This is a genomic window from Runella rosea, from assembly GCF_003325355.1.
GTDB lineage: Bacteria > Bacteroidota > Bacteroidia > Cytophagales > Spirosomataceae > Runella > Runella rosea.
Genome location: NZ_CP030850.1, coordinates 2,083,089 through 2,101,759 on the forward strand (window position 1 = coordinate 2,083,089; position 18,671 = coordinate 2,101,759).

Annotated in this window: 23 protein-coding genes; 15 read left to right on the forward strand and 8 right to left on the reverse strand. The window is 42.8% G+C overall.

Features of this window, described 5'->3' with window-relative positions:
* The first annotated feature begins 150 nt into the window (after positions 1-150).
* Positions 151-966 (forward strand): hypothetical protein, encoded by an 816-nt coding sequence (locus tag DR864_RS08900; protein WP_114066629.1) that lies wholly within the window; start codon positions 151-153, stop codon positions 964-966.
* 39 nt (positions 967-1,005) lie between these two features.
* On the opposite strand, the gene DR864_RS08905 is transcribed toward DR864_RS08900, so the two are convergent.
* The 3 genes from DR864_RS08905 to ligA all read right to left on the reverse strand — a co-directional run bounded on the left by DR864_RS08905 (position 1,006) and on the right by ligA (position 4,199).
* The gene (locus tag DR864_RS08905; RefSeq protein WP_114070217.1) at positions 1,006-1,359 is read right to left on the reverse strand and encodes a nucleotide pyrophosphohydrolase; all 354 of its coding nucleotides are present in this window, start codon (positions 1,357-1,359) and stop codon (positions 1,006-1,008) included.
* 104 nt (positions 1,360-1,463) lie between these two features.
* Positions 1,464-1,997 carry a bifunctional pyr operon transcriptional regulator/uracil phosphoribosyltransferase PyrR gene (gene pyrR, locus DR864_RS08910; RefSeq protein ID WP_114066630.1) on the reverse strand — a complete coding sequence of 178 codons (534 nt, stop codon included), beginning with the start codon at positions 1,995-1,997 and terminating at the stop codon, positions 1,464-1,466.
* Between the two features lie 90 nt (positions 1,998-2,087).
* On the reverse strand, positions 2,088-4,199 hold the full coding sequence (gene ligA / locus DR864_RS08915) for an NAD-dependent DNA ligase LigA (RefSeq protein ID WP_114070218.1): 2,112 nt from the start codon (positions 4,197-4,199) through the stop codon (positions 2,088-2,090).
* Between the two features lie 229 nt (positions 4,200-4,428).
* On the opposite strand from ligA, the gene DR864_RS08920 reads away from it, so the two are divergent.
* Together DR864_RS08920 and DR864_RS08925 are read left to right on the forward strand one after the other, a co-directional pair.
* Positions 4,429-4,701, forward strand: a complete 273-nt coding sequence (locus DR864_RS08920) for a hypothetical protein (RefSeq protein ID WP_162793664.1) — start codon at positions 4,429-4,431, stop codon at positions 4,699-4,701.
* A 16-nt stretch (positions 4,702-4,717) separates the two neighbouring features.
* Positions 4,718-5,035 (forward strand): hypothetical protein, encoded by a 318-nt coding sequence (locus DR864_RS08925; RefSeq protein ID WP_114066632.1) that lies wholly within the window; start codon positions 4,718-4,720, stop codon positions 5,033-5,035.
* A gap of 67 nt (positions 5,036-5,102) precedes the next feature.
* Here the strand turns inward: DR864_RS08925 and DR864_RS08930 are convergent, their stop codons facing one another.
* Together DR864_RS08930 and DR864_RS08935 are read right to left on the reverse strand one after the other, a co-directional pair.
* Positions 5,103-5,372: a DUF2442 domain-containing protein gene (locus DR864_RS08930; RefSeq protein ID WP_114066633.1), complete on the reverse strand. Its 270-nt coding sequence runs from the start codon at positions 5,370-5,372 to the stop codon at positions 5,103-5,105.
* Entirely contained in the window at positions 5,372-5,635 is a 264-nt protein-coding gene (locus tag DR864_RS08935) for a DUF4160 domain-containing protein (protein WP_114066634.1), read from the reverse strand. The genes DR864_RS08930 and DR864_RS08935 overlap by 1 nt, the downstream gene beginning before the upstream one ends.
* 73 nt (positions 5,636-5,708) lie before the next feature.
* Between DR864_RS08935 and DR864_RS08940 the strand changes: the two genes are divergently transcribed.
* Positions 5,709-6,617 (forward strand): MBL fold metallo-hydrolase, encoded by a 909-nt coding sequence (locus DR864_RS08940; protein WP_114066635.1) that lies wholly within the window; start codon positions 5,709-5,711, stop codon positions 6,615-6,617.
* Between the two features lies 1 nt (position 6,618).
* Here the strand turns inward: DR864_RS08940 and DR864_RS08945 are convergent, their stop codons facing one another.
* Genes DR864_RS08945 through DR864_RS08955 form a run of 3 tightly spaced genes read right to left on the reverse strand, consistent with a single transcriptional unit; the run spans position 6,619 to position 10,954 of the window.
* On the reverse strand, positions 6,619-7,827 hold the full coding sequence (locus DR864_RS08945) for an ABC transporter permease (protein WP_114066636.1): 1,209 nt from the start codon (positions 7,825-7,827) through the stop codon (positions 6,619-6,621).
* Positions 7,828-7,830: 3 nt separating this feature from the next.
* On the reverse strand, positions 7,831-9,243 hold the full coding sequence (locus DR864_RS08950) for a glycoside hydrolase family 140 protein (protein ID WP_205319223.1): 1,413 nt from the start codon (positions 9,241-9,243) through the stop codon (positions 7,831-7,833).
* A gap of 58 nt (positions 9,244-9,301) precedes the next feature.
* The gene (locus DR864_RS08955) at positions 9,302-10,954 is read right to left on the reverse strand and encodes a hypothetical protein (RefSeq protein WP_114070220.1); all 1,653 of its coding nucleotides are present in this window, start codon (positions 10,952-10,954) and stop codon (positions 9,302-9,304) included.
* Positions 10,955-11,513: 559 nt separating this feature from the next.
* Here DR864_RS08955 and DR864_RS08960 point away from each other — a divergent pair.
* The 11 genes from DR864_RS08960 (at position 11,514) to DR864_RS09010 (ending at position 18,554) form a co-directional block, all read left to right on the forward strand.
* Complete coding sequence (locus DR864_RS08960; protein WP_114066637.1) at positions 11,514-12,734, forward strand: site-specific integrase; 1,221 nt, start codon at positions 11,514-11,516, stop codon at positions 12,732-12,734.
* Between the two features lie 168 nt (positions 12,735-12,902).
* The gene (locus DR864_RS08965) at positions 12,903-13,124 is read left to right on the forward strand and encodes a helix-turn-helix transcriptional regulator (protein ID WP_114066638.1); all 222 of its coding nucleotides are present in this window, start codon (positions 12,903-12,905) and stop codon (positions 13,122-13,124) included.
* Positions 13,111-13,443: a HipA N-terminal domain-containing protein gene (locus DR864_RS08970; protein WP_114066639.1), complete on the forward strand. Its 333-nt coding sequence runs from the start codon at positions 13,111-13,113 to the stop codon at positions 13,441-13,443. Before DR864_RS08965 ends, DR864_RS08970 begins: the two co-directional genes overlap by 14 nt.
* The gene (locus tag DR864_RS08975) at positions 13,440-14,384 is read left to right on the forward strand and encodes a HipA domain-containing protein (RefSeq protein WP_114066640.1); all 945 of its coding nucleotides are present in this window, start codon (positions 13,440-13,442) and stop codon (positions 14,382-14,384) included. The genes DR864_RS08970 and DR864_RS08975 overlap by 4 nt, the downstream gene beginning before the upstream one ends.
* A gap of 248 nt (positions 14,385-14,632) precedes the next feature.
* Complete coding sequence (locus tag DR864_RS08980) at positions 14,633-15,574, forward strand: hypothetical protein (RefSeq protein ID WP_162793666.1); 942 nt, start codon at positions 14,633-14,635, stop codon at positions 15,572-15,574.
* A 119-nt stretch (positions 15,575-15,693) separates the two neighbouring features.
* The gene (locus tag DR864_RS08985) at positions 15,694-16,017 is read left to right on the forward strand and encodes a helix-turn-helix domain-containing protein (RefSeq protein ID WP_114066642.1); all 324 of its coding nucleotides are present in this window, start codon (positions 15,694-15,696) and stop codon (positions 16,015-16,017) included.
* A complete protein-coding gene (locus DR864_RS08990) occupies positions 16,014-16,370 on the forward strand; it encodes a hypothetical protein (protein ID WP_114066643.1) in 357 nt (118 codons plus the stop codon). Before DR864_RS08985 ends, DR864_RS08990 begins: the two co-directional genes overlap by 4 nt.
* A complete protein-coding gene (locus DR864_RS08995; protein ID WP_114066644.1) occupies positions 16,367-17,530 on the forward strand; it encodes a hypothetical protein in 1,164 nt (387 codons plus the stop codon). The genes DR864_RS08990 and DR864_RS08995 overlap by 4 nt, the downstream gene beginning before the upstream one ends.
* Positions 17,531-17,600: 70 nt before the next feature.
* Positions 17,601-17,780 carry a DUF4248 domain-containing protein gene (locus DR864_RS09000; RefSeq protein ID WP_114066645.1) on the forward strand — a complete coding sequence of 60 codons (180 nt, stop codon included), beginning with the start codon at positions 17,601-17,603 and terminating at the stop codon, positions 17,778-17,780.
* A gap of 112 nt (positions 17,781-17,892) precedes the next feature.
* A complete protein-coding gene (locus tag DR864_RS09005; protein ID WP_114066646.1) occupies positions 17,893-18,336 on the forward strand; it encodes a hypothetical protein in 444 nt (147 codons plus the stop codon).
* A 5-nt stretch (positions 18,337-18,341) separates the two neighbouring features.
* Positions 18,342-18,554, forward strand: coding sequence for a hypothetical protein (locus DR864_RS09010; protein ID WP_114066647.1), 213 nt, complete (start codon positions 18,342-18,344; stop codon positions 18,552-18,554).
* The last annotated feature ends 117 nt before the right edge of the window (positions 18,555-18,671 follow it).

The window sequence follows — 18,671 nt, forward strand, 5'->3', positions numbered from 1 at the left end:
CAATATATTAAGTTCGCTAATCGAAAGGTATTTTTTGAAAAAAAATTGATTTTGATTCAAAAGAAGGCCAAAACAGCTAATTTAAGTAAATTGGCATTTTTTTTGCCGCATCATTTTGTTACGCTCTAACTTCGTTATTATTGAATTGATATGTTTAATAAATCTACAATTTATTGGGGAATGCTTCTTTTGTTGATTGGTTTAGGCACCTTCAAAGGATGCCGTCCCAAAGGAAATGAAGTGTCCCCAGCCGTCGATTCAACCGCCGTTTCCACCTGCATTTTACTTTCTGAACGTATCAATAACGTTTTGTACCGCGCCTATGAGTACGATTCAACCCGCAAACTTATCAGGATGGTCGAATATACAACGGGTGGCCCTCATCAAATTACAAAACGGTATACGTTTGAATATAACAAAGACAACACCTTGATTCGCCTGAGGGAAACCAACCTACAAACCCGCGACAGAAGTTATATTTATGAGCTAAACTACGACAATTCAACTACCTTAAGTAGTATTTATTCCTTCCGGGTTTTCAACTCTGGCCCCGTGATTGACGACACGCTAAAACTCGTATACAACAATGAAAATCAACGGGTTTCGGAAATGAAATCCAATACGGGAGTTACCTCAAAATGGGAATATGACACCGCTGCCAATGTCAAAAAATGGGTATTGAAGTATGATAATCGAACCACCGACAGCTTAGTAGCCGAATACGGCGACCATGACGACAAAGTGAATATTTACACTTTTTCGCAGGGGATGCAAGTGCTCAACATGCTCAACGGCCGCGCCCACAGCAAACGTAATCCATTGAATTATACGCTATTGAAAGAAAGTGTAGATGTGGCATATCAATACAATACGAAACGCGTTCCTACCCTAAGAATAGTCAAGGTTAAATCAAACAACAACCTAATACGCGAAACGGTCTATTCGTACGAACTTGATTGTAAGTAATCAGAAGTCAGAAATAAGATGTAGGTATCCCCAAATTCGTCATTCTTCATTTCTAAATTCGTCATTGGGTTTCAGCTTAGCATTTTCGAGGTGCCGGGTGGCGTCGCGTTTTGTCTTTTTTTCCAAGTTTTTCTGAAACGCTTCGGTTAAATCTACGCCCGTTTGATTGGCAAGACACATCAGCACCCAAAGCACATCGGCCATTTCGTCGGCTAAATTTTTATCCAAATCTGACTTTTTGAACGATTGGTCACCGTACGTTCGCGCCATGATGCGAGCCATTTCTCCTACTTCTTCGGTCAAAATAGCCAAGTTGGTCAGTTCGCTAAAATAGCGAACACCGTAAGTTTTTATCCAATTATCTACTTCCTGTTGGGCTTGTTCGATGGTCAATTTTGTCATGCTGTAAACAACTAAAGCGGGTGAATATGATGTTTTTCACAAACATTCTTGGAGTACTATACTTAGCGGTGACAACACCACCAAGGGCTTGGGACTTAATCTACCAACCAAATACGATCAGCTTCATGGCCTTGTTCGCGCCATTCTACCTGCACACGTTGGGTGTCCAATGTATTGACTTTCATGCCCGTATAATCAGGCTCTACGGGAATTTCTCGGCTGTACTGACGGTCAATCAGCACCATCAACTCCACCTTGCGCGGGCGCCCAAACGCTTGCATCGCGTCCAGCGCAGCGCGGACCATGCGCCCCGTAGCCAGCACATCATCAATCAGAATGACTTTTTTTCCTTCAATCACAAAATTGACTTTGGTGGCGTTGGGTTTCAACTGCTCTCGGCGACGAAAATCATCGCGATAGAAAGTAGCATCCAAATACCCCAACGGAATATTTTTGCCCGTAATGTTACGCAGTTCGGTGACGACCCGCTCAGCAAAGAAAATTCCGCGCGGCTGTAAGCCCAACACCGCAGAATCGGCAAAATCTCCATGGTTTTCGATGAGTTGTTGACACAAACGACTGACCATGATTTCAAACAGTGGGCTGCTTAATATAAGACGTTGATTCATATTTTATGTGGGTTGATCTGACTGGCAATAGGGATGCAAGAATACACTTTTTTGTGGTGAATTTTGAAGAGAAAATAGTAAACTTTTTAATTAATCAACAGATAACATCCCTAAAAACTCCTCCTCTGAAATCATTTTTACGTTCAATTTCGTAGCCTTATCAACTTTGGATGCGCCTGGTTTTTCGCCTACAATCAGAAAATTGAGTTTGGCCGATACACCACTGAGCAGTTTACCACCGTTGGCTTCAATTTTGGCTTCCAATTCTTCGCGGGTCATGCCCGCAAAAGTGCCTGTATACAAAAAACTTTTACCTTCCAATGCGTTGGATTCAGCCACTACGGGTACATCATCGGTTTCAAATTGTAGTCCAGCCGCCCGTAAACGACCGATATAATCACGATTAGACTCCTCCGAAAAATAATCTACGATGCTTTGGGCTATTTTTCCACCGATTTCGGGTACGTTACACAGGGCTTCAAAATCTGCCGCCATCAGCGCGTCAATGTTACGAAAGTAGGCCGCCAGTTTTTCAGCCACCGTTGCGCCCACAAACCGAATCCCGATGCCAAAAAGAACCTGTTTGAAAGGAACATTTTTAGATTGTTCAATGCCTTTCAGAATATTTTCAACGGTTTTTTCTTTGAAACCGATTTTTTTGGTTTTGCCCGTTTCTTCATCCGTTATGACTTTCTCCAATCCGAAGAGTTTTTCGTAGGTCAAATCATACAAATCGGCGGGGATCTGAACAAGGTTTTTATCAAACAACAATTCAATTTTTCCTTCACCCAAGCTATCAATATTCAGGGCTTTGCGGTGAATAAAATGCTCCACTTTGCCGCGCAACTGCGGCGGACAACCGCGCTCGTTGGGACAGTAATGGTTGGCTTCGGTTTCTTTTCGCACCAATTCCGTACCACATTCGGGGCAATGCGTGGGGTAAACAATCGGCGACAACAGGCGGTTCGAGCGGGCGTCCACGTCCACTCCCGTGATTTTGGGAATAATTTCCCCGCCTTTTTCCACAAAAACCACGTCGTTGAGCATCAACCCCAAGCGCTCAATTTCGTTGGCGTTGTGCAGCGAAGCGCGTTTCACTCGCGTTCCCGACAGTTGTAGACCTTTTCCGTCGCCGTTGAGATTGTCTAAATTGGCTACGGGCGTCAACGCCCCCGTACGGCCCACCTGATACGAAACTGATTTCAAAACGCCTGCCTTATTTTCGGCTTTGTATTTAAACGAAATCGCCCAACGTGGACTTTTGGCCGTGAAGCCCAACTCCCGCTGCTGCGCCATCGAATTTACTTTAATCACAATCCCGTCCGTCGCCAATGGCAATGTGTGTCGCTTGGTTTCCCATTCGTGAATGTAGGCCAGTACTTCATCAATATCGGCGCATTTTCGCCAGCCCGGCGACACGTTAAAGCCCCATGTTTTAAGCGTCAGAAGACTTTGTTCGTGGGTTTCAAACACCTCATCATCGGATAAAAAAGCGTACAAATAACAATCCAATCCTCGCCGCGCCGACTCCGCCGAATCCTGCAATTTAAACGCCCCCGATGCCGCATTGCGGGGGTTGGCGTAGGTGGGTTCGTCGGCCGCCTCTAAATCTTTGTTGAGTTTCTCAAACGATGATATCGGCATAAAACCTTCACCGCGCACTTCAAAATTGGTGATTGGTAATTGGTGAGCGGTGAGCGGCGAATCCGAATTCTGAGTTCGTGAGCTTATTTTAAGCGGCAACGATTTTATTGTACGTACGTTAGCCGTAATGTCATCTCCTCTGGTACCGTCGCCGCGCGTCACGGCCCGCTTCAACACACCGTTTTCGTAGGTCATGCTGAGCGAAATACCGTCAAATTTCAACTCACAAATGTATTCGTAGGCTTCGCCATAAAGGCCCTTCTGCACACGCTCGTCAAAGTCCCGCAAATCCTGCTCGTTGTATGTATTACCCAACGAAAGCATCGGATAACGGTGCGTTACGGTCTCAAAATTTTTCGTAATTCCCCCTCCTACCCGCAGCGTAGGAGAATCTTCACGGCGTAAATCGGGATATTGATTTTCCAGTTCGGCCAACTCTTTCAGGAGTGTATCAAACTCATAATCACTGATTTCCGAGACACTGTCTTGGTAATATCGGTGATTATAATGGTTCAGCAAATCGGTAAGCTCATTGATGCGTTCGGCAGGATTTTGCATAGGACGGGTTGTAAGCAAGTCTTTTGGTACTCGCGAAGTTAGGGAAGCTAATTTTTCAAACAAAGGAAGTTTTATCTAAATTCGGTCGAAAATAAATTCCTCAGTTGGTTGTTGGTGGAAAAAAACAACAACAGCCCAAAATTCCTATAACACAAAAGCACTCGATAAACAACCGCTAACAAACGGTTAGCTGGTGGTGAAAAACACAAGGCTATGAAAAACTAATATTATGGATAGATTGAAGCAGTTTGAGGATATGTGGAATACCGATAAGAATAACTATGTATTAGAATTGTCAACAACCAGCTCATGTGGTTATTTTATCTATCGAATAGATCCTTTCGGTTTTGTAATTATTGAAGATGACGAAATACTGACCATATTAATTAATAAAATGATAGATGAAGGAGTCAAAATTGTCAGAAATATTGATGAAGTAGAAGTCGTTCATCACAAGATGACGAGAGAAGAATTTTATAAATGGGTAAAGAAGGAAAAATAAAATATCGTCATTTTCAATGAAATTCGATTTTAAATCCGATAAAGAAACAATTGCATTATTTGAGTTAGTAGTTGAGTTTTTAGGTACTTATTTTGGGTACAATGAACAAGAAGCTATTATGCTTGTAAATAATTTTTATCAGTTCCAAAAACAGAGGGGGCATCATGATGATGACTATCATCATGATGCAGCTTATAGAGTTACCTGCAATCTACAGTATCTTTTTGTTCTAAAAGAAAAGGTAGATTTTAATAAATGGGCAGAAGAAAATCATTTCTTTAACCCACCTATTGAAGCAATCAACCGTTACAATGAAGTCTTTGGTAAACTCTAATACACTTGCTCGTTTTCGAACCTTGGCTGGAAGTTAATTTCATATAAGTACACTTCATAAAGCTGATTCATGCTGATTGTAAAATAGATATTGACATATTATACAAATTATCAGGGTCAAAATCTACCCCATTATCCCATACTAATGTTCCATAAGAATCTAAGGCAACTGTTTTAAAGTAAGATTTGTCGCTTAATTGACTGACCAGCCCATCATTTATTCGTTGATATTTATGAACAATTTCAGTTAGGTCAATCATCCTTACTTCTCCAGTATTGAAAAGGCAAGTAACTGTATACGCCTCAATTTCAAGTATTTTTTTGATATAATATAACATTAGCTTAATGGTTCAATTTTTCTCCAAGTCTTAACATCCTGCCCTAAAGTACTGAAATTTTCGAGTAGTTCCTCTTCATGCAATACGGCCCAAGCCTGTACCAATTTAAGTTGTTTTGTCGGTAAATAGCCTTCCATCAACTCTGCCTTTCGAATATCAATAATTGCTTTAAAATCTTGATACTCAACGTGAAAATGCGGCGGATTATGGTCATCGAAAAACATCTTTATAATAATTCCCAAAAAACGGCTAATTTCCGGCATAATCAGTTTCGTATATTTATACAATAAAGGTAAGTTTTTTTATTAAAATGTAACAGGGTAAATTCCTTCAAAAATGCGCCTTCTCATCATCTTTCTCTTCCTCTCCGCTCTCGTCCACGCTCAGTCTCCTTACATTTTGGTATTAGGCGTTACCCAAGATGGAGGCTATCCGCAGGCAGGATGCAACACGCCCAACTGCCTAGATGCCTGGGAGGGACGCCGCCCGCCACTGTACGTAACGAGTCTGGCGATTGTAGACCCTCTGACCAAACAGCGTTGGCTGATTGATGCCACACCCGATTTCAAATACCAATTGCAATTGCTCAAAAACAACACCCACAACACCGCCAACGAGCTAGCGGGCATTTTTTTGACCCACGCCCACATTGGGCATTATACGGGCTTGATGCACTTGGGGCGGGAAGCCTTGGGGGCCAAAAACGTGAAAGTGTACGCCATGCCGCTCATGCAGCGATTTCTGGAAAACAACGGTCCGTGGAGTCAGTTGGTGAGTTTGAAAAATATTGACCTTCAACCCATGACCGACAGCATCTGGATTGTGTTGAACGAGCGCATCAAAATCCAACCCTTTACCGTGCCACACCGCGCCGAATATTCGGAAACCGTGGGTTTTCGCATCCAAACTGACCGCAAGACATTCATCTACATACCCGACATCGACAAGTGGAGTCTTTGGAATAAAGACCTAAACGACGTCGTCAAAGCCACCGATTATGCCTTTATTGACGCCACATTCTTTGCCGATGGCGAAATACCGCGCCCCATGAGCGAAGTACCGCACCCGTTTGTGTCGGAAACCATGAAGCTGTTGGAAAAATTACCCAAAACTGAAAAGCAAAAAGTCTACTTTACGCATTTCAACCACACGAATCCATTGCTCAGGACCGAAACGAAAGAGTTTATTCAAACCGCCAAAGAAGGCTACAAAGTAGCGGTGCAGGGGCAAGTGATTGAATTGTAGTTTACCCCATTTCAGCGGCGCGCTTGGCGGGTAAAAACGACACGATGATGGTGACCGAAATGACCAAAAAAGCCGTAATTACGAAGTCTTGCCACACCATTTTGACGGGGTAGGCATCCACCAACGAACTCACCATTCCCATCGAAACCAAGCCGTAGGTTTGCTGCGCCCAACACACAATCACGCCCAAAATCAATCCCACTGCCGCGCCACTAAAAGCCACCAATCCGCCTTCAAACAAAAAAATGCGCTTGACCATGCTGCTTGTTGCGCCCATTGCAAAAAGCATTTTGATGTCGTCGCGCTTTTCGATGACGAGCATGGAAAGCGAGAAGAAAATATTAACGGCCGCCACCAACACAATCAAACCCAAGGTAACGGTCACAAACAGTTTTTCGAGGCGAATGGCACGTAATAAATCAGCATTCTGCTCGTCGCGGGTACGGATTACAAACGTGTCACCCAAGTTCTTTTCCAAATCACTTTTGACCGCATCGGCGTCGGCGTTGGGTTGCAGTTGAAGTTCAAACGACGAGCGTTGCGCGCCGTAGCCGAGCAGCTCAGCCGCAAAATCTAGGGGTACAATCACATAATCATCAAACCGCAGTTCGAGCATATACACCCCACCCACCCGAATGATTTGCTGATTGAAGGCGTCGGGGGAGTTGAGGTTGAGCGAGCGCGTATCTGAGCGCGGGTACCAGAGTTCGAGGGGTGTCAGAATATCATTGGGATTGATGCTTAACAATTGCTGAACCGTGGCCCCAACCACGGCTTTAGGCTCCCCGTCGACCATGACTTGTACCGTTCCGTAAACCAGCGCCGTATCAAGTTGATGCCGTTGTTCGTAAGTAGAATCCACCCCTTTGAGCTTGACCACCACGCGACGGTCGCCGTAGCGTGCCAAGGCGTTGTCTTCAATCACCTGCGTGGCAAATTTTACACCTTTTATTTGTTTGATTTTCGACAAAAGCGCGGGCGTAACGTCAATGCGTTTACCTTGGGCAGGCGTTATTTTTAGGTCGGGATCAAAGCTCCGAAACAGTTGTCGGTTTAGTTCTTCCATGCCGTTGAAGACCGACAACACAATCACAAGAGCCATCGTACCTACGCCCACGCCCAACATCGAAATATTGGAAATCAGGCTGATAAAGCTTTTTTTCTTCTTGGAACTGAAGTAACGACGGGCAATAAAAAAGGGGAAATTCATAGTTTATTTTTTCACAGCTTTTGGCAATCCATAACCAGCCCACGGCTTCGTGGCATCATCAACGACCAACACCCAGTCGCAAGTGGGACAACTTACGGGCGTTTGGAATTCTTTGACACCATCGTTTTTAAAATCACCAATGAGCGTAGTGATGCCATCGCGGGGGTTAAACCAGTAAGCCTTTAATTGGGTAGCTTGGAGTTTTGCTAAATCAATTTTCAGGGGTTTGCCCGTTGGGGTATAAGCAAATAAGAAATCTTTGCTTTCACCCCAAGCCGCCATTTGATAGCCGGCATCGTCGGGGTTATCACCTTTCAGCAGCGACTGCTCCGGAATCAGTTGATTCCAAGGGTGTGATTCATAAAGTTTGCGCAGAAAGCCCACTTGCCACGCCCCCTCACTGTCAACGGCCCGCCGCCAATGGGTACGAGCTACGGAGATGGGTTTGTTGCGGTTAGGGTCAAAAAACTGCCATACATTGTGGTTACCGTATGTATGGCCAGCGCCGCCGGCCAGCATGGCCCACCACGCCGCCTGCCGAGCATCGTGCGCGTTAAAATAATCCTGTTCGGGTTTCCAATTGATGGGATGGTCTTCGTAGCGCGGCTCTCCGTCGAGGGTGGGTTTTACGGGAAACAACTGGTAATTCTGGCGTTGCATCACGTAATTTTTGGCATTACGCGCCGAATGTCCCGACTGATACATGTTGAAATTCAACCAATTATCTTTATGAAAAAATGCCGCCGAATTACTGTTGCCCATGGGATGGTACGTCATGAGCTGCGTGCCACCATTACCTGCCCGAATACCTTCGGCCATGGCCCTGATGATGGCAAAATGTTTTTCCGCTTCGGGGCTTCTATCCCCACCCAATATCCAAATGACGGGCTTACCTTTGTAGCGTTTTCCCAACCACTCGCCATATACACGGGCATTTTCGGGCGTAAATATCTCTGGCCCTACTCCCCATTTCTTATTAAATTTATCTCCCCAAGTAGGCAGTAAGCCCGTTACTAATCCCAGTGAGGCGGCCTTATTGATGACATAATCTACGTGCTGAAAATACAGTTCATTGGGCTGCGTTGGGTCATTGTTTTTGAGCGGCAACTGACCGTATTGGTTAGGTTGCGTCAGGCCGTCAAACTCTGCCAAAGCCACCGCCTGAATGACCGTAAAACCCTGTTCGGCGCGACGTTTTAAATAAAAATCAGCTTCTTCTTTTGTCAACCGATGAAACAATTCCCACGCGGTATCTCCCAACCAGAAAAACGGCTTGCCATCTCCGCGCGTAATGGTCCGTTTATCGGGCATGATATACAATTTAGACCACTGGGCCTGCTTCGGAGCAGGCTGGGCCCGCAGGAACGAAATCGAGAGCCAAAAAAAGGCCATACCAAGTGTCAGGAATCTCATCATTTACTGTTTTTTGAAGTAGCTAAGGTAATTACTTTCGCAATAATAAGGATGCATAACTTCACTGACTAATATTAACCTTTACATCCCTAAACATGACCAGATTATCGCTGATTCTCAACACTTTTCCGCTAGTTGTCGTTATATTCCTGAGAATGACCTCTTTCGTTATGACATAGGGGAATTTTTCTTTGTAGGAAATATCCGTCATTTGCGGATTGAAATTAGAAAAAATGGCAGGCCCTTGGTAGTTGTCTGGATGCCGGGAGTCGTCGATACGGAGATTTTCAATGGTGATGCGTTCTGGCATATAGCAGGTGTAGCCGAAATCATGCTGACCTGAATAGGATCCGCTTATCAGGGCGGCGCTGGTGGGTCTGCCGTCTGCGGGTACAAAGACACAGTTACGGATTATTAACTCTCCCTGCCATGTACTGCCATAATCGGGGCGCAGGTTGACAATGCTCCTGCCGCGAATGGTGGAATTTTCCACCAGCAAGACGCCGCTGCCGATGGCATTGATCCCCATGTGCCCGAGGGTAGAGTTGCGGATGGTAGCATTAGCAACGCCTTGGTGAGCATCAAACCGGGATAGGATACAATGATCGTAAAGAAGATTTTTACAGAAGTTAGAGCCCAGAATGCCCCAGTACGTATTGTCGTTGATGTCATTGGTCTGGCTGCAATCCACGAAGGATACGTTAAGTGCCCGGTTGACCGATAAGTCGTACGAGCCCATGGAGACTGGCTTACCAGCCGCGCCGATGGTGCTATAGGTTCGGTGTCCCGTCAAGATGGTATTTTTTACCGTTATATAGGAGCATTCACCAATGTTAATGAAGCCTCCGTAGGGCGCACCGTGGTCTTCTTCGCCTTTTATATGGTGCTGTAGCCCTTCTAAAAGTACATTGGAGCGCCTGATGGCGATGTTGCGGTTGTAGTAGGTATATTTTGATTCCGCTTTATTGGCAATAGTGGTGAAATGCCCCCCGGTAATCTTGAGTGGAGTCTCGTCAATGGGCAACGCGGTGATTTCCGTGATTTGGTCGAAATCCCAGATGATTGGAGCGTTCATATCTACGTTACCGTTTTTGTCAACGACAAAAATATCGGTCTGCGAAGATCCATTGTTTTGGTTGAGCCCAAACCGAATGTATTGCTTTACGTTAGCATTTGTGACCGTGATCAAGCAGGGCCCGGACAAAGGCACATCGATTTTTTTCTGATTTCTTTTAAGGGAAGATATCCTTTCTGGCTTGAACGCTTTGAGAGTTGAACTTATCGTGAAAACAGCAGCATTCCGATTTTGCACCTCAGTGTCATCAATAATGAAGGCTGCCGTGCCAAAATCAGTGTCGGTTTGGATGACCGCTGTACGCTCCTTGCCTCCAATGTAATAGGTGGCTCCATCGTCAGCTTTCACCAAAAGGCCGTGTAGGTTGGCAAATGCATGGGTCGCCGCGATAGCGTCTATGTCATCGGCTTTGCCATCGCCTCTGGCGCCGAAGTCACTATAACGAACCAATTTAGCGGCTTTAAATTTAACGACATCTTTTGGCGATACGTTTACCTGCAATTCACCTTTTTCGTTGGTAAATACCTGCGTTTTTTTCTTTTGGGATGTGATCACTACATTTTCAAGCGGGCCTTTATTCTGCCCCTGTGTCATCAATGCACATATTAAAAAGTGGAATATCAGGAGCGTATTCTTCATCATAAGATTTAGCTTAGTCGTCATTAGTTGCAGAAAAGTCAGGGAGATGATTGGGGCGTTACTTTGTGGGTAAAGTTATAAAAAAATGGGCGTGATTTTCTTTTTTACCTTCTTCCAGAATTTCGTTTGACCTGTTCGTTAACAACATAAACCTAGAAGAATCCAACGCTTCCCACAGACTTTAGTCTTGCCCCCCTAAAATCAGGCTATCAATAACCGCGTTATCTTGGTACAAGTAGGGGAACTACAGGCTTTGTGGTACACATTGTATTGCAAGCCAAAATAAAAGGGAGTCACGATTAAACGCAACTCCCTGATAATCAAGTCGGGATAGCGGGATTTGAACCCACGACCCCTTGCCCCCCAGGCTATTTGCTTTGTACTTTTGTTAATTGTCAATATTTTTAATTAATTGAATATCAACTAATTAAAAAATATATATTTTCTAATATTAGCTAATATTTGTACTTTTTTGCTACATTTGTTTAAACCATGTTTAAACCGTATTTAAACCAAATACGAAAATTTCGACCCATTGCCCCTCTGCAACTGTACCGCTATGACCTCCGCAAAAGTAATCCTGTTCACCTCAAAAGTGTTAAAAAATGACGAACATCCCGTCATGCTGCGCCTCATTCAGAATCGAAAAATCAAATACCTGAACTTAGGTTTCAGCTGTTTGGCAAGTGATTGGGATGACAAAACCCACCTCCCCAAAAAGAAGCATCCACTGTATAAAGAAATGGCCGTTGCCATTGGCAGTATTACCAATCGTGCTAACCGAGAAATTTTAAACTTAGAAAACGAAGGCCGCATTTACTCACTCGAAGAACTGGCGGAGATTTTACAGGTGAATAAGCGGAAGACTACCCACACGGTTTTCTCTTACTTTGAAGAGATTATTTCCCGAAAGATAGAGGCGGGAAAAATTGGCTATTCTGACACTTTTAAGGCAACGCTGCTTAAACTCAAAAACTATCGCCGTGATAAAGATTTAGAGTTTTCTGACGTTACCCATGCTTTTATTACGAAATACGAAGAATGGCTCAAAAGACAGTCTCTGGAACCCAATTCGATTTTTCTTTACCTGAGAACGTTTAATACGGCCCTCAACTACGCAAAAAAAGACAAGCTTGTAAAGGACGATTATACTCCTTTTAAAGAATTCAGTTTCTCTAAATATAGACGTGCCAAAACAAAAAAGCGAGCGATTTCTAAAGAAGAAATGTTACGCATTGCTCAGTTTAGTCCAAACGCTAAATCTCGCCTTTTTCACTCACGCAATTACTTCATGTTCAGTTATTACTGTGGTGGTATCAACTTTGTAGACATGGCCAATTTGCGTTGGAGTAATATTCAAAGCGGCCGCTTACTATATACTCGCCAAAAGACCGGAGAGGACTTTAATATCATTTTGTTACCTCCCACTTTACATATTTTGGAACACTATAAACAAACCTATTATCTTGGTGAGGAATCTTTTATTTTTCCAATTTTGAGCGATTTTCACAAAACACCCAAACAAATCAGCGACCGAATCCATAAAGTTAACGGACAGACAAATGACGATTTAAAAGAAATAGGGAAGTTACTTGAAATTGGAGTTCCATTGACTACGTACGTAGCACGACATTCTTTTGCTACTATCCAGAAAAAAAGTGGAACGCCCACTTCGGTTATCTCCGAGATGATGGGACACGACAGCGAACGTACCACCCGTATTTACTTGGATAGCTTTGGAAACGATGTATTGGATGAAGCCATGAAAGCTTTGATGTAAATGTCATTATTCAATCTTTAAACTATTTCTTTGACTGCCTTCGAAAATTCATACTAGTATGCCACTATGGAAATATATTAATAATAAATAATTATTATACCCTATCAGGTACAAATAGCCATAATTACATTATATTTACACCCGATAAGGTATAAATACAGTGTAATTATGTTGATAAGTAAATTTGTTAAAGAAAAGCGTAATGCCGCCAAACTGACTCAGCCCGAGTTGGCCGAGAAAGCCGGGGTGGGCCTTCGCTTTATTCGTGAACTCGAACAGGGCAAACAAACCTTGCGTATGGACAAGGTAAACCAAGTGTTACAATTATTTGGGTATGAGACTGGGGCGGTACCCGTTAACCGTAAACTACTGACCGATGAGAAAGGCTGAAGTCAAATTCCACGCTTTAACCGCAGGGTGGCTGATACAGGATGAAAACGGGTATCATTTTGAATATGACAAGGATTATTTGCAGAGAGAAAAACCCGAACCGATCAGCCTTACGCTGCCCTTACAACAGGTTGCTTTTACCGATAAAGTATTGTTCCCCTTCTTCGACGGCCTGATTCCTGAAGGATGGCTGCTGGACATTGCCCAAAGAAACTGGAAACTCAATCCTCGTGATCGAATGGGATTATTACTGGCTTGTTGCAGAGATTGTATTGGAGCGGTAAGTATATACCCTGTTGAAGAGGAGGATAGACTATGAAAAGGTGTTTGTACTGTTATCAACTTTTGGGGCCAACGGAAACCGATTTTCATGCTTCGTGCAGTAAAAAAATCTTTGGCAACGCTACTCCCCCCGCTCTGCCCTATACCGAAAATCAAATGGAAGAATTGGCTACCCAAGTCATAAGAAGCCAAATGACCGTCACGGGAGTCCAGCCAAAACTGTCTTTGGAAATTGTCTCAGGAAAAAAGAAAACAGAATCTCAACGGTTTACGATTGTGGGGCTTTGGGGAGGGTATATCTTAAAACCCCCAACCCCGCATTATCCACAATTACCTGAAGTAGAGGACTTAACCATGCACCTGGCTGAAATCGCCGGAATCAGGACCGTACCCCATAGCCTGATTCGTCTGCAATCGGGTAGTTTGGCCTATATTACCAAACGAATAGACCGGGTAAAAAAAAACAAATTACCCATGGAAGACATGTGTCAACTGACGGAGCGGCTGACAGAAGATAAATACCACGGTTCGTATGAACAAATAGCGAAAACCATCCTGAAATATTCAACCAATCCGGGCTTAGATACCGTCAATTTTTTTGAGCAGGTACTATTTTCATTTCTTACAGGCAATGCCGATATGCACCTGAAAAATTTTTCACTGATTACCCAACCCAGCCTCGGGCCGATACTGTCCCCTGCCTACGACATGGTAGCTACGGCCTTGGTCAATCCAGCTGATAACGAAGATATGGCGCTGACTCTCAATGGGAAAAAGAGAAAATTAAAGCGCAGCGACTTTACCACAGCGTTTACCACCTTAAAATTGGAGGTAAAACAACAGGAAAATATTTTCAAAAAAATGGAAAAAGTAAAAGAGAAATGGATGGAGTATATAGCCATCAGTTTTCTCAGTCCTGATTTTAAAGAAGCCTTTATCCAATTGATTCAGGAAAGATTTTCCAGATTAAAGGCATGAGCCTCTTACTGTATATGTCATGAAAGCAAAAGAGAAAATTTTACATTAGCAAAATCGGCTTCAGATTTCCTGGTTTTGGATAATCCGGCTTACCATGATATAGGACTGCTTGGCGATCACTTCGATGATAAAATTTAAATTTTTGGATACCTTATGCTGCTTTTAAGCATAATGAACCAAAAGAAAGGGAAAAGTATTTTAATGATGCTTAAAAGGCATATATTCGTCCGTTAAAAACAACTTTTCACATGCTATTTGCCTTTCATTTAATGGACAGGTATTCACCTGAAGAATTCTCTCAGCTTACTCTTTTAGAATATTTAAGAGCAACCTATCCCACAGAGATTAAACTTATTGATTATATCTATGACAATCAATATAAGGGCATTCTGCGGCGACTGGAACGTGTTAAAATGAAAGGAGAAGATGTTGTTCAAGCTTACAAATATGAAATTCAACTTCAGGAAGAGCTGGCAGAAGAAGAAAACTCCGATACTCTGGTAGAATATCTCAATGCTGGTATGGCTGATTTAAATCTTTTGGGTTTTGGCCTTATTGAATCTGCTCACATTCTATTTGAAGACGATGATAACGACGAATTATCAAGTTATCTGGATATGTTAGAACGCATGCAAACTAGCTATGCCTATCAACGAGTTCAAAAAGACCCTTTGTATATCCCCATACCTTCCGATGAATGGCTAAATCAATATATCACCAGAGAACCAACCATTGATGAAGTAAAAAAGGTATACATGGGGATGTATAACCTGACCGAAGATGATGAAAGTCTTATTCAAAAAATCTATTTAAAAATTTATCCAGTATACAAAAAGCATGAAATCCTCTATAAATTGATTGCAGATTTAAAAAAGCTGTCATTGGGAGATAACCCTCTTACCGATTCATTGAAAGTTAAAATTACCAGAAAACGAGATGATGACCTTACAACACTAAGCCAAGTACAAACAGCTTACTTCTTTCAATCGCTTCGGGAATCTGGAGTACTATTGCAGGACAAAGCTTTGTTATCAGATCGATCATTGGCAGAATCTATTCATATTTTAACCGGATACAGTGCTCAGACTGCTCGTAATTTTTTCAGTAATTCTCAAATTACCGAGAAGGACAAAGAAATAATCATCAAAAAACTGGAAGAAATTAAAGCGTTGATTAGCAAGGAAATATAGCCATACATTGGGTTACCACGCTAAAATATAACCTTACCAAATTAAAAACAACCACAAACAACCCCTATTTATTCGCATTCGAGTTCACACAGAAAACTAAAAATGGGCTCGGTAAAAAAATGTCAATAATACTTATTTCTCCGGCGGACTTAGAGGAGCTCATTTCAGCTTCTCTCCGCAAAGTACTGGCTGAGACAACGCTGTCTACTTCACAAACAGCCAAGCCACTCAGCATTGATGAGGCTGCCACGTATTTAGGCGTTCCCAAAAACACGCTTTACCAATTAACTTCTTCACGCGGAATCCCTCACCAAAAACTGGGACGCAGGCTGACGTTTCTTACGCATCAACTTGATGACTGGATATTGTCCCGAAAACGACGCACCCGTCAGGAAATCGAAGAAGATGCCGTTACTTACAAACGTAAAGAGTCAAAAAAATGAGTTTGTCTCCTACCCCCTCCCAAAACAACACAGTGCTGTTTTGGGAGGCAGTTCTTGAAAAAGAACTGGTCAATGTCGTGGCTCTGCTCGAAAAAAAACAAACCCGTTTATTCCTGCTGCGAAACCTTCCCTTTGATGAACAAACAGAAAGCAACTGTCGAACCATTAAGTTTTTGGAAAATGAGCTCTCCACATTTGTGGGTTTGATAGCAGTTTTGGAACAGCTGAAAGATTCCTATATCGCTTTTTCTGCCTCAATCGCCGATAAGCTCATTTCTCTTTCTGTCCAACGGGATTATTATCGCAAAGAACTTATGGATCTAATGGCGACAGGAGGCGTTTACCCATCATGACATCGCTCTTGGATAAATTCAGAAATTTCAATCAATATAACGAAGAGCAGGTGTTTAAATCCACTGGACTCCCCCCTGTTAAAGCGGCAAAAACATCTTATCTTCCACGCCTTAAGGAAGTTCAAAAGATGATTGAAATTCGGGCATGCCAGGATATTCAATTTGCCCGCCCTATACTGTCTTTGGGTGATATAGGAATTATTTATCCCAATACCATCACTGTTATTCAGGGACAAAAGGGCTCCCACAAATCACGCCTGACCGAAAATATCGGTGCGGCTTTTCTTTGTATGAATCCTCAGCTTAAATTCCTTGGATTTACTGTCACACCGCTTATGCGCTTTCATTTGGCCTATATTGACTCCGAACGTAATCAAAAGGATCAATTTCCTTATGCCGTTCAGCGTATCAAAGAAAAAGCGGGTTTTGACAAAACAGCTATTCCTCCCAATTTCGATGTTGTAAGTCTCATTGATATTGACCGAGCGGAACGATTTGAAGCTATCCGTCAGTATTTGGAAGATATGCGTCAGAACCACCCAAATGAGCATATTATTGTTGTGATAGATGTGATTACCGATTGTATCGGCAGCTTTAATGACCCAAAGGAGTCTTTAAAGCTCATTGATATGCTGAATGACATGATTAACTCCTATAATGTATGTTTTATTTGTGTCATTCACGAAAACCCTAACAGTTTCGGAGAATCAAAAGCACGCGGGCACTTGGGTACGGAACTTATTAATAAAGCTTCAACCGTTATTTCGATAGGGTTTGATAAAGGAAGCAATGGGAAGTCGACAGATTTAATTGTCGTGAAGTTTCTCCATACACGAAGCATCAAAAAGCCCGAACCACATTTTCTGCGTTATTCAGAAGAAGCTAAAGGACTGGTAGTAGCTGAGGGCGAATTTGTAACTGATCAAAAAAACCTGAAAGCAGAAAAAGCGGAATTGGGAGAAGTCAAGGATTGGTTAACGGAAAACTTGATGGGCGAAGTATCAAAAGCAGATTTAGTAAATCAGCTCACTGATTATTTCGGTTGTACTTCCAAAACCATCGACACTCGCCTCAAAGGATTAATGGAGGGTTTACATCCCTTTTTAACGCGCATTAAGAAAGGCAAAGAAGTCTACTTTCATTTGTCGGTTCCTTTTTAAAATTAACGTTGGAAATGGAAATGCCCTATATAGGACCTTTCCATTTCCAACGTCTAAAATCTTAATTATCATGAAAACAAAAACATCTAAATCTGCGACTCGCTCGGAGTTGGCCGACCGCTACGGAGTAAGTATGGAAACAATGAAAAAATGGATAGAAAAAATCCCCGATTTGTCATTAAGCCCTACCGATAGAGTACTTACTCCTAAACAGGTGGCAACTATTATCGCGCACTTAGGAGAACCGTAATTAACTCGCATTAACGCCGATTAACCTGCATTAACCCTGATTAACCCCAAAGCGGTTTATCAGGGTTAATTAGTTTTGAGCCGTTCAATTAAACTATTTAATGATAACAACCATGAACGAGTATCAAAACAACGGTAGGGCATTACAGCTGGAAGGGCTGGAAAACGCACGTAACAAAGTCACGCTAGGTTTTAAATGTGACGGAGGCACCAAAATCCAATTGGCCCACGAAGCCAATCAAAACGGGATGACCCTGAGTGAATACGTAGAAACGGTCATTTCGTTACGCCATGAAAAAGCGGTCTCTGCTCCAGTCACTAAAAGTCAGTACACGTATAGTGAATGGGAGAGTAAACTCAACAACGCCCGAAAGCAGGCAGAAGTACTGCAAAAACGGCTGGATTTTTACGAAGGCAATCCCATTCTCAACCGGCTTTTTTTGGTTTATGAAGGCCAAAGTATCACTTATGCAGATGCACAGGGGCAGAAGCAGTTAATTGAAATTACACATCCTGCGGATGTATTTACCGTATTAATTCACAGTTTTAAACCTTAATCGCCATGATTCAGCAAACCTATTATCCATTTAGCGGGGAAGTAAGCTCCTCCCCCATTTCTTCCTCCACCTTGATTTCGGGTATTTCGCCCGCTTTAGATAATCCCATGCCTAGACTGGAGTCTGAATCCAATTGGGTTTCGTGGATTTTGCTCATTATTACGTTAATTGGGCTTGCAGGGGTGGTGTATTGGTGGAAATTAAAACAAGAAAATTAATTTTTAATAGGACAACACAAAATATAACAGGGCTTCCATGCGAGCCCTGTTATATTGGATTACTCTTTTCCCTAATCTATATATCAATGGTCTTTGGCTTAGTTGATTGAAGACAAA

Bases quoted from the DNA above. Each gene is read 5' to 3' on its own strand.
- DR864_RS08980 (WP_162793666.1), top strand. From the start codon at position 14,633: ATGCTATTTGCCTTTCATTTAATGGACAGGTATTCACCTGAAGAATTC.
- DR864_RS08900 (WP_114066629.1), top strand. From the start codon at position 151: ATGTTTAATAAATCTACAATTTATTGGGGAATGCTTCTTTTGTTGATT.
- DR864_RS08935 (WP_114066634.1), bottom strand. From the start codon at position 5,635: ATGCCGGAAATTAGCCGTTTTTTGGGAATTATTATAAAGATGTTTTTC.
- DR864_RS08945 (WP_114066636.1), bottom strand. From the start codon at position 7,827: ATGAATTTCCCCTTTTTTATTGCCCGTCGTTACTTCAGTTCCAAGAAG.
- DR864_RS08970 (WP_114066639.1), top strand. From the start codon at position 13,111: ATGAGAAAGGCTGAAGTCAAATTCCACGCTTTAACCGCAGGGTGGCTG.
- DR864_RS09000 (WP_114066645.1), top strand. From the start codon at position 17,601: ATGAAAACAAAAACATCTAAATCTGCGACTCGCTCGGAGTTGGCCGAC.
- DR864_RS08990 (WP_114066643.1), top strand. From the start codon at position 16,014: ATGAGTTTGTCTCCTACCCCCTCCCAAAACAACACAGTGCTGTTTTGG.
- DR864_RS08965 (WP_114066638.1), top strand. From the start codon at position 12,903: ATGTTGATAAGTAAATTTGTTAAAGAAAAGCGTAATGCCGCCAAACTG.
- DR864_RS08960 (WP_114066637.1), top strand. From the start codon at position 11,514: ATGACCTCCGCAAAAGTAATCCTGTTCACCTCAAAAGTGTTAAAAAAT.
- ligA (WP_114070218.1), bottom strand. From the start codon at position 4,199: ATGCAAAATCCTGCCGAACGCATCAATGAGCTTACCGATTTGCTGAAC.
- DR864_RS08975 (WP_114066640.1), top strand. From the start codon at position 13,440: ATGAAAAGGTGTTTGTACTGTTATCAACTTTTGGGGCCAACGGAAACC.
- DR864_RS08995 (WP_114066644.1), top strand. From the start codon at position 16,367: ATGACATCGCTCTTGGATAAATTCAGAAATTTCAATCAATATAACGAA.
- pyrR (WP_114066630.1), bottom strand. From the start codon at position 1,997: ATGAATCAACGTCTTATATTAAGCAGCCCACTGTTTGAAATCATGGTC.
- DR864_RS08930 (WP_114066633.1), bottom strand. From the start codon at position 5,372: ATGTTATATTATATCAAAAAAATACTTGAAATTGAGGCGTATACAGTT.
- DR864_RS08955 (WP_114070220.1), bottom strand. From the start codon at position 10,954: ATGAAGAATACGCTCCTGATATTCCACTTTTTAATATGTGCATTGATG.
- DR864_RS08920 (WP_162793664.1), top strand. From the start codon at position 4,429: ATGGATAGATTGAAGCAGTTTGAGGATATGTGGAATACCGATAAGAAT.
- DR864_RS08925 (WP_114066632.1), top strand. From the start codon at position 4,718: ATGAAATTCGATTTTAAATCCGATAAAGAAACAATTGCATTATTTGAG.
- DR864_RS09010 (WP_114066647.1), top strand. From the start codon at position 18,342: ATGATTCAGCAAACCTATTATCCATTTAGCGGGGAAGTAAGCTCCTCC.
- DR864_RS08950 (WP_205319223.1), bottom strand. From the start codon at position 9,243: ATGATGAGATTCCTGACACTTGGTATGGCCTTTTTTTGGCTCTCGATT.
- DR864_RS08985 (WP_114066642.1), top strand. From the start codon at position 15,694: ATGTCAATAATACTTATTTCTCCGGCGGACTTAGAGGAGCTCATTTCA.
- DR864_RS09005 (WP_114066646.1), top strand. From the start codon at position 17,893: ATGAACGAGTATCAAAACAACGGTAGGGCATTACAGCTGGAAGGGCTG.
- DR864_RS08940 (WP_114066635.1), top strand. From the start codon at position 5,709: ATGCGCCTTCTCATCATCTTTCTCTTCCTCTCCGCTCTCGTCCACGCT.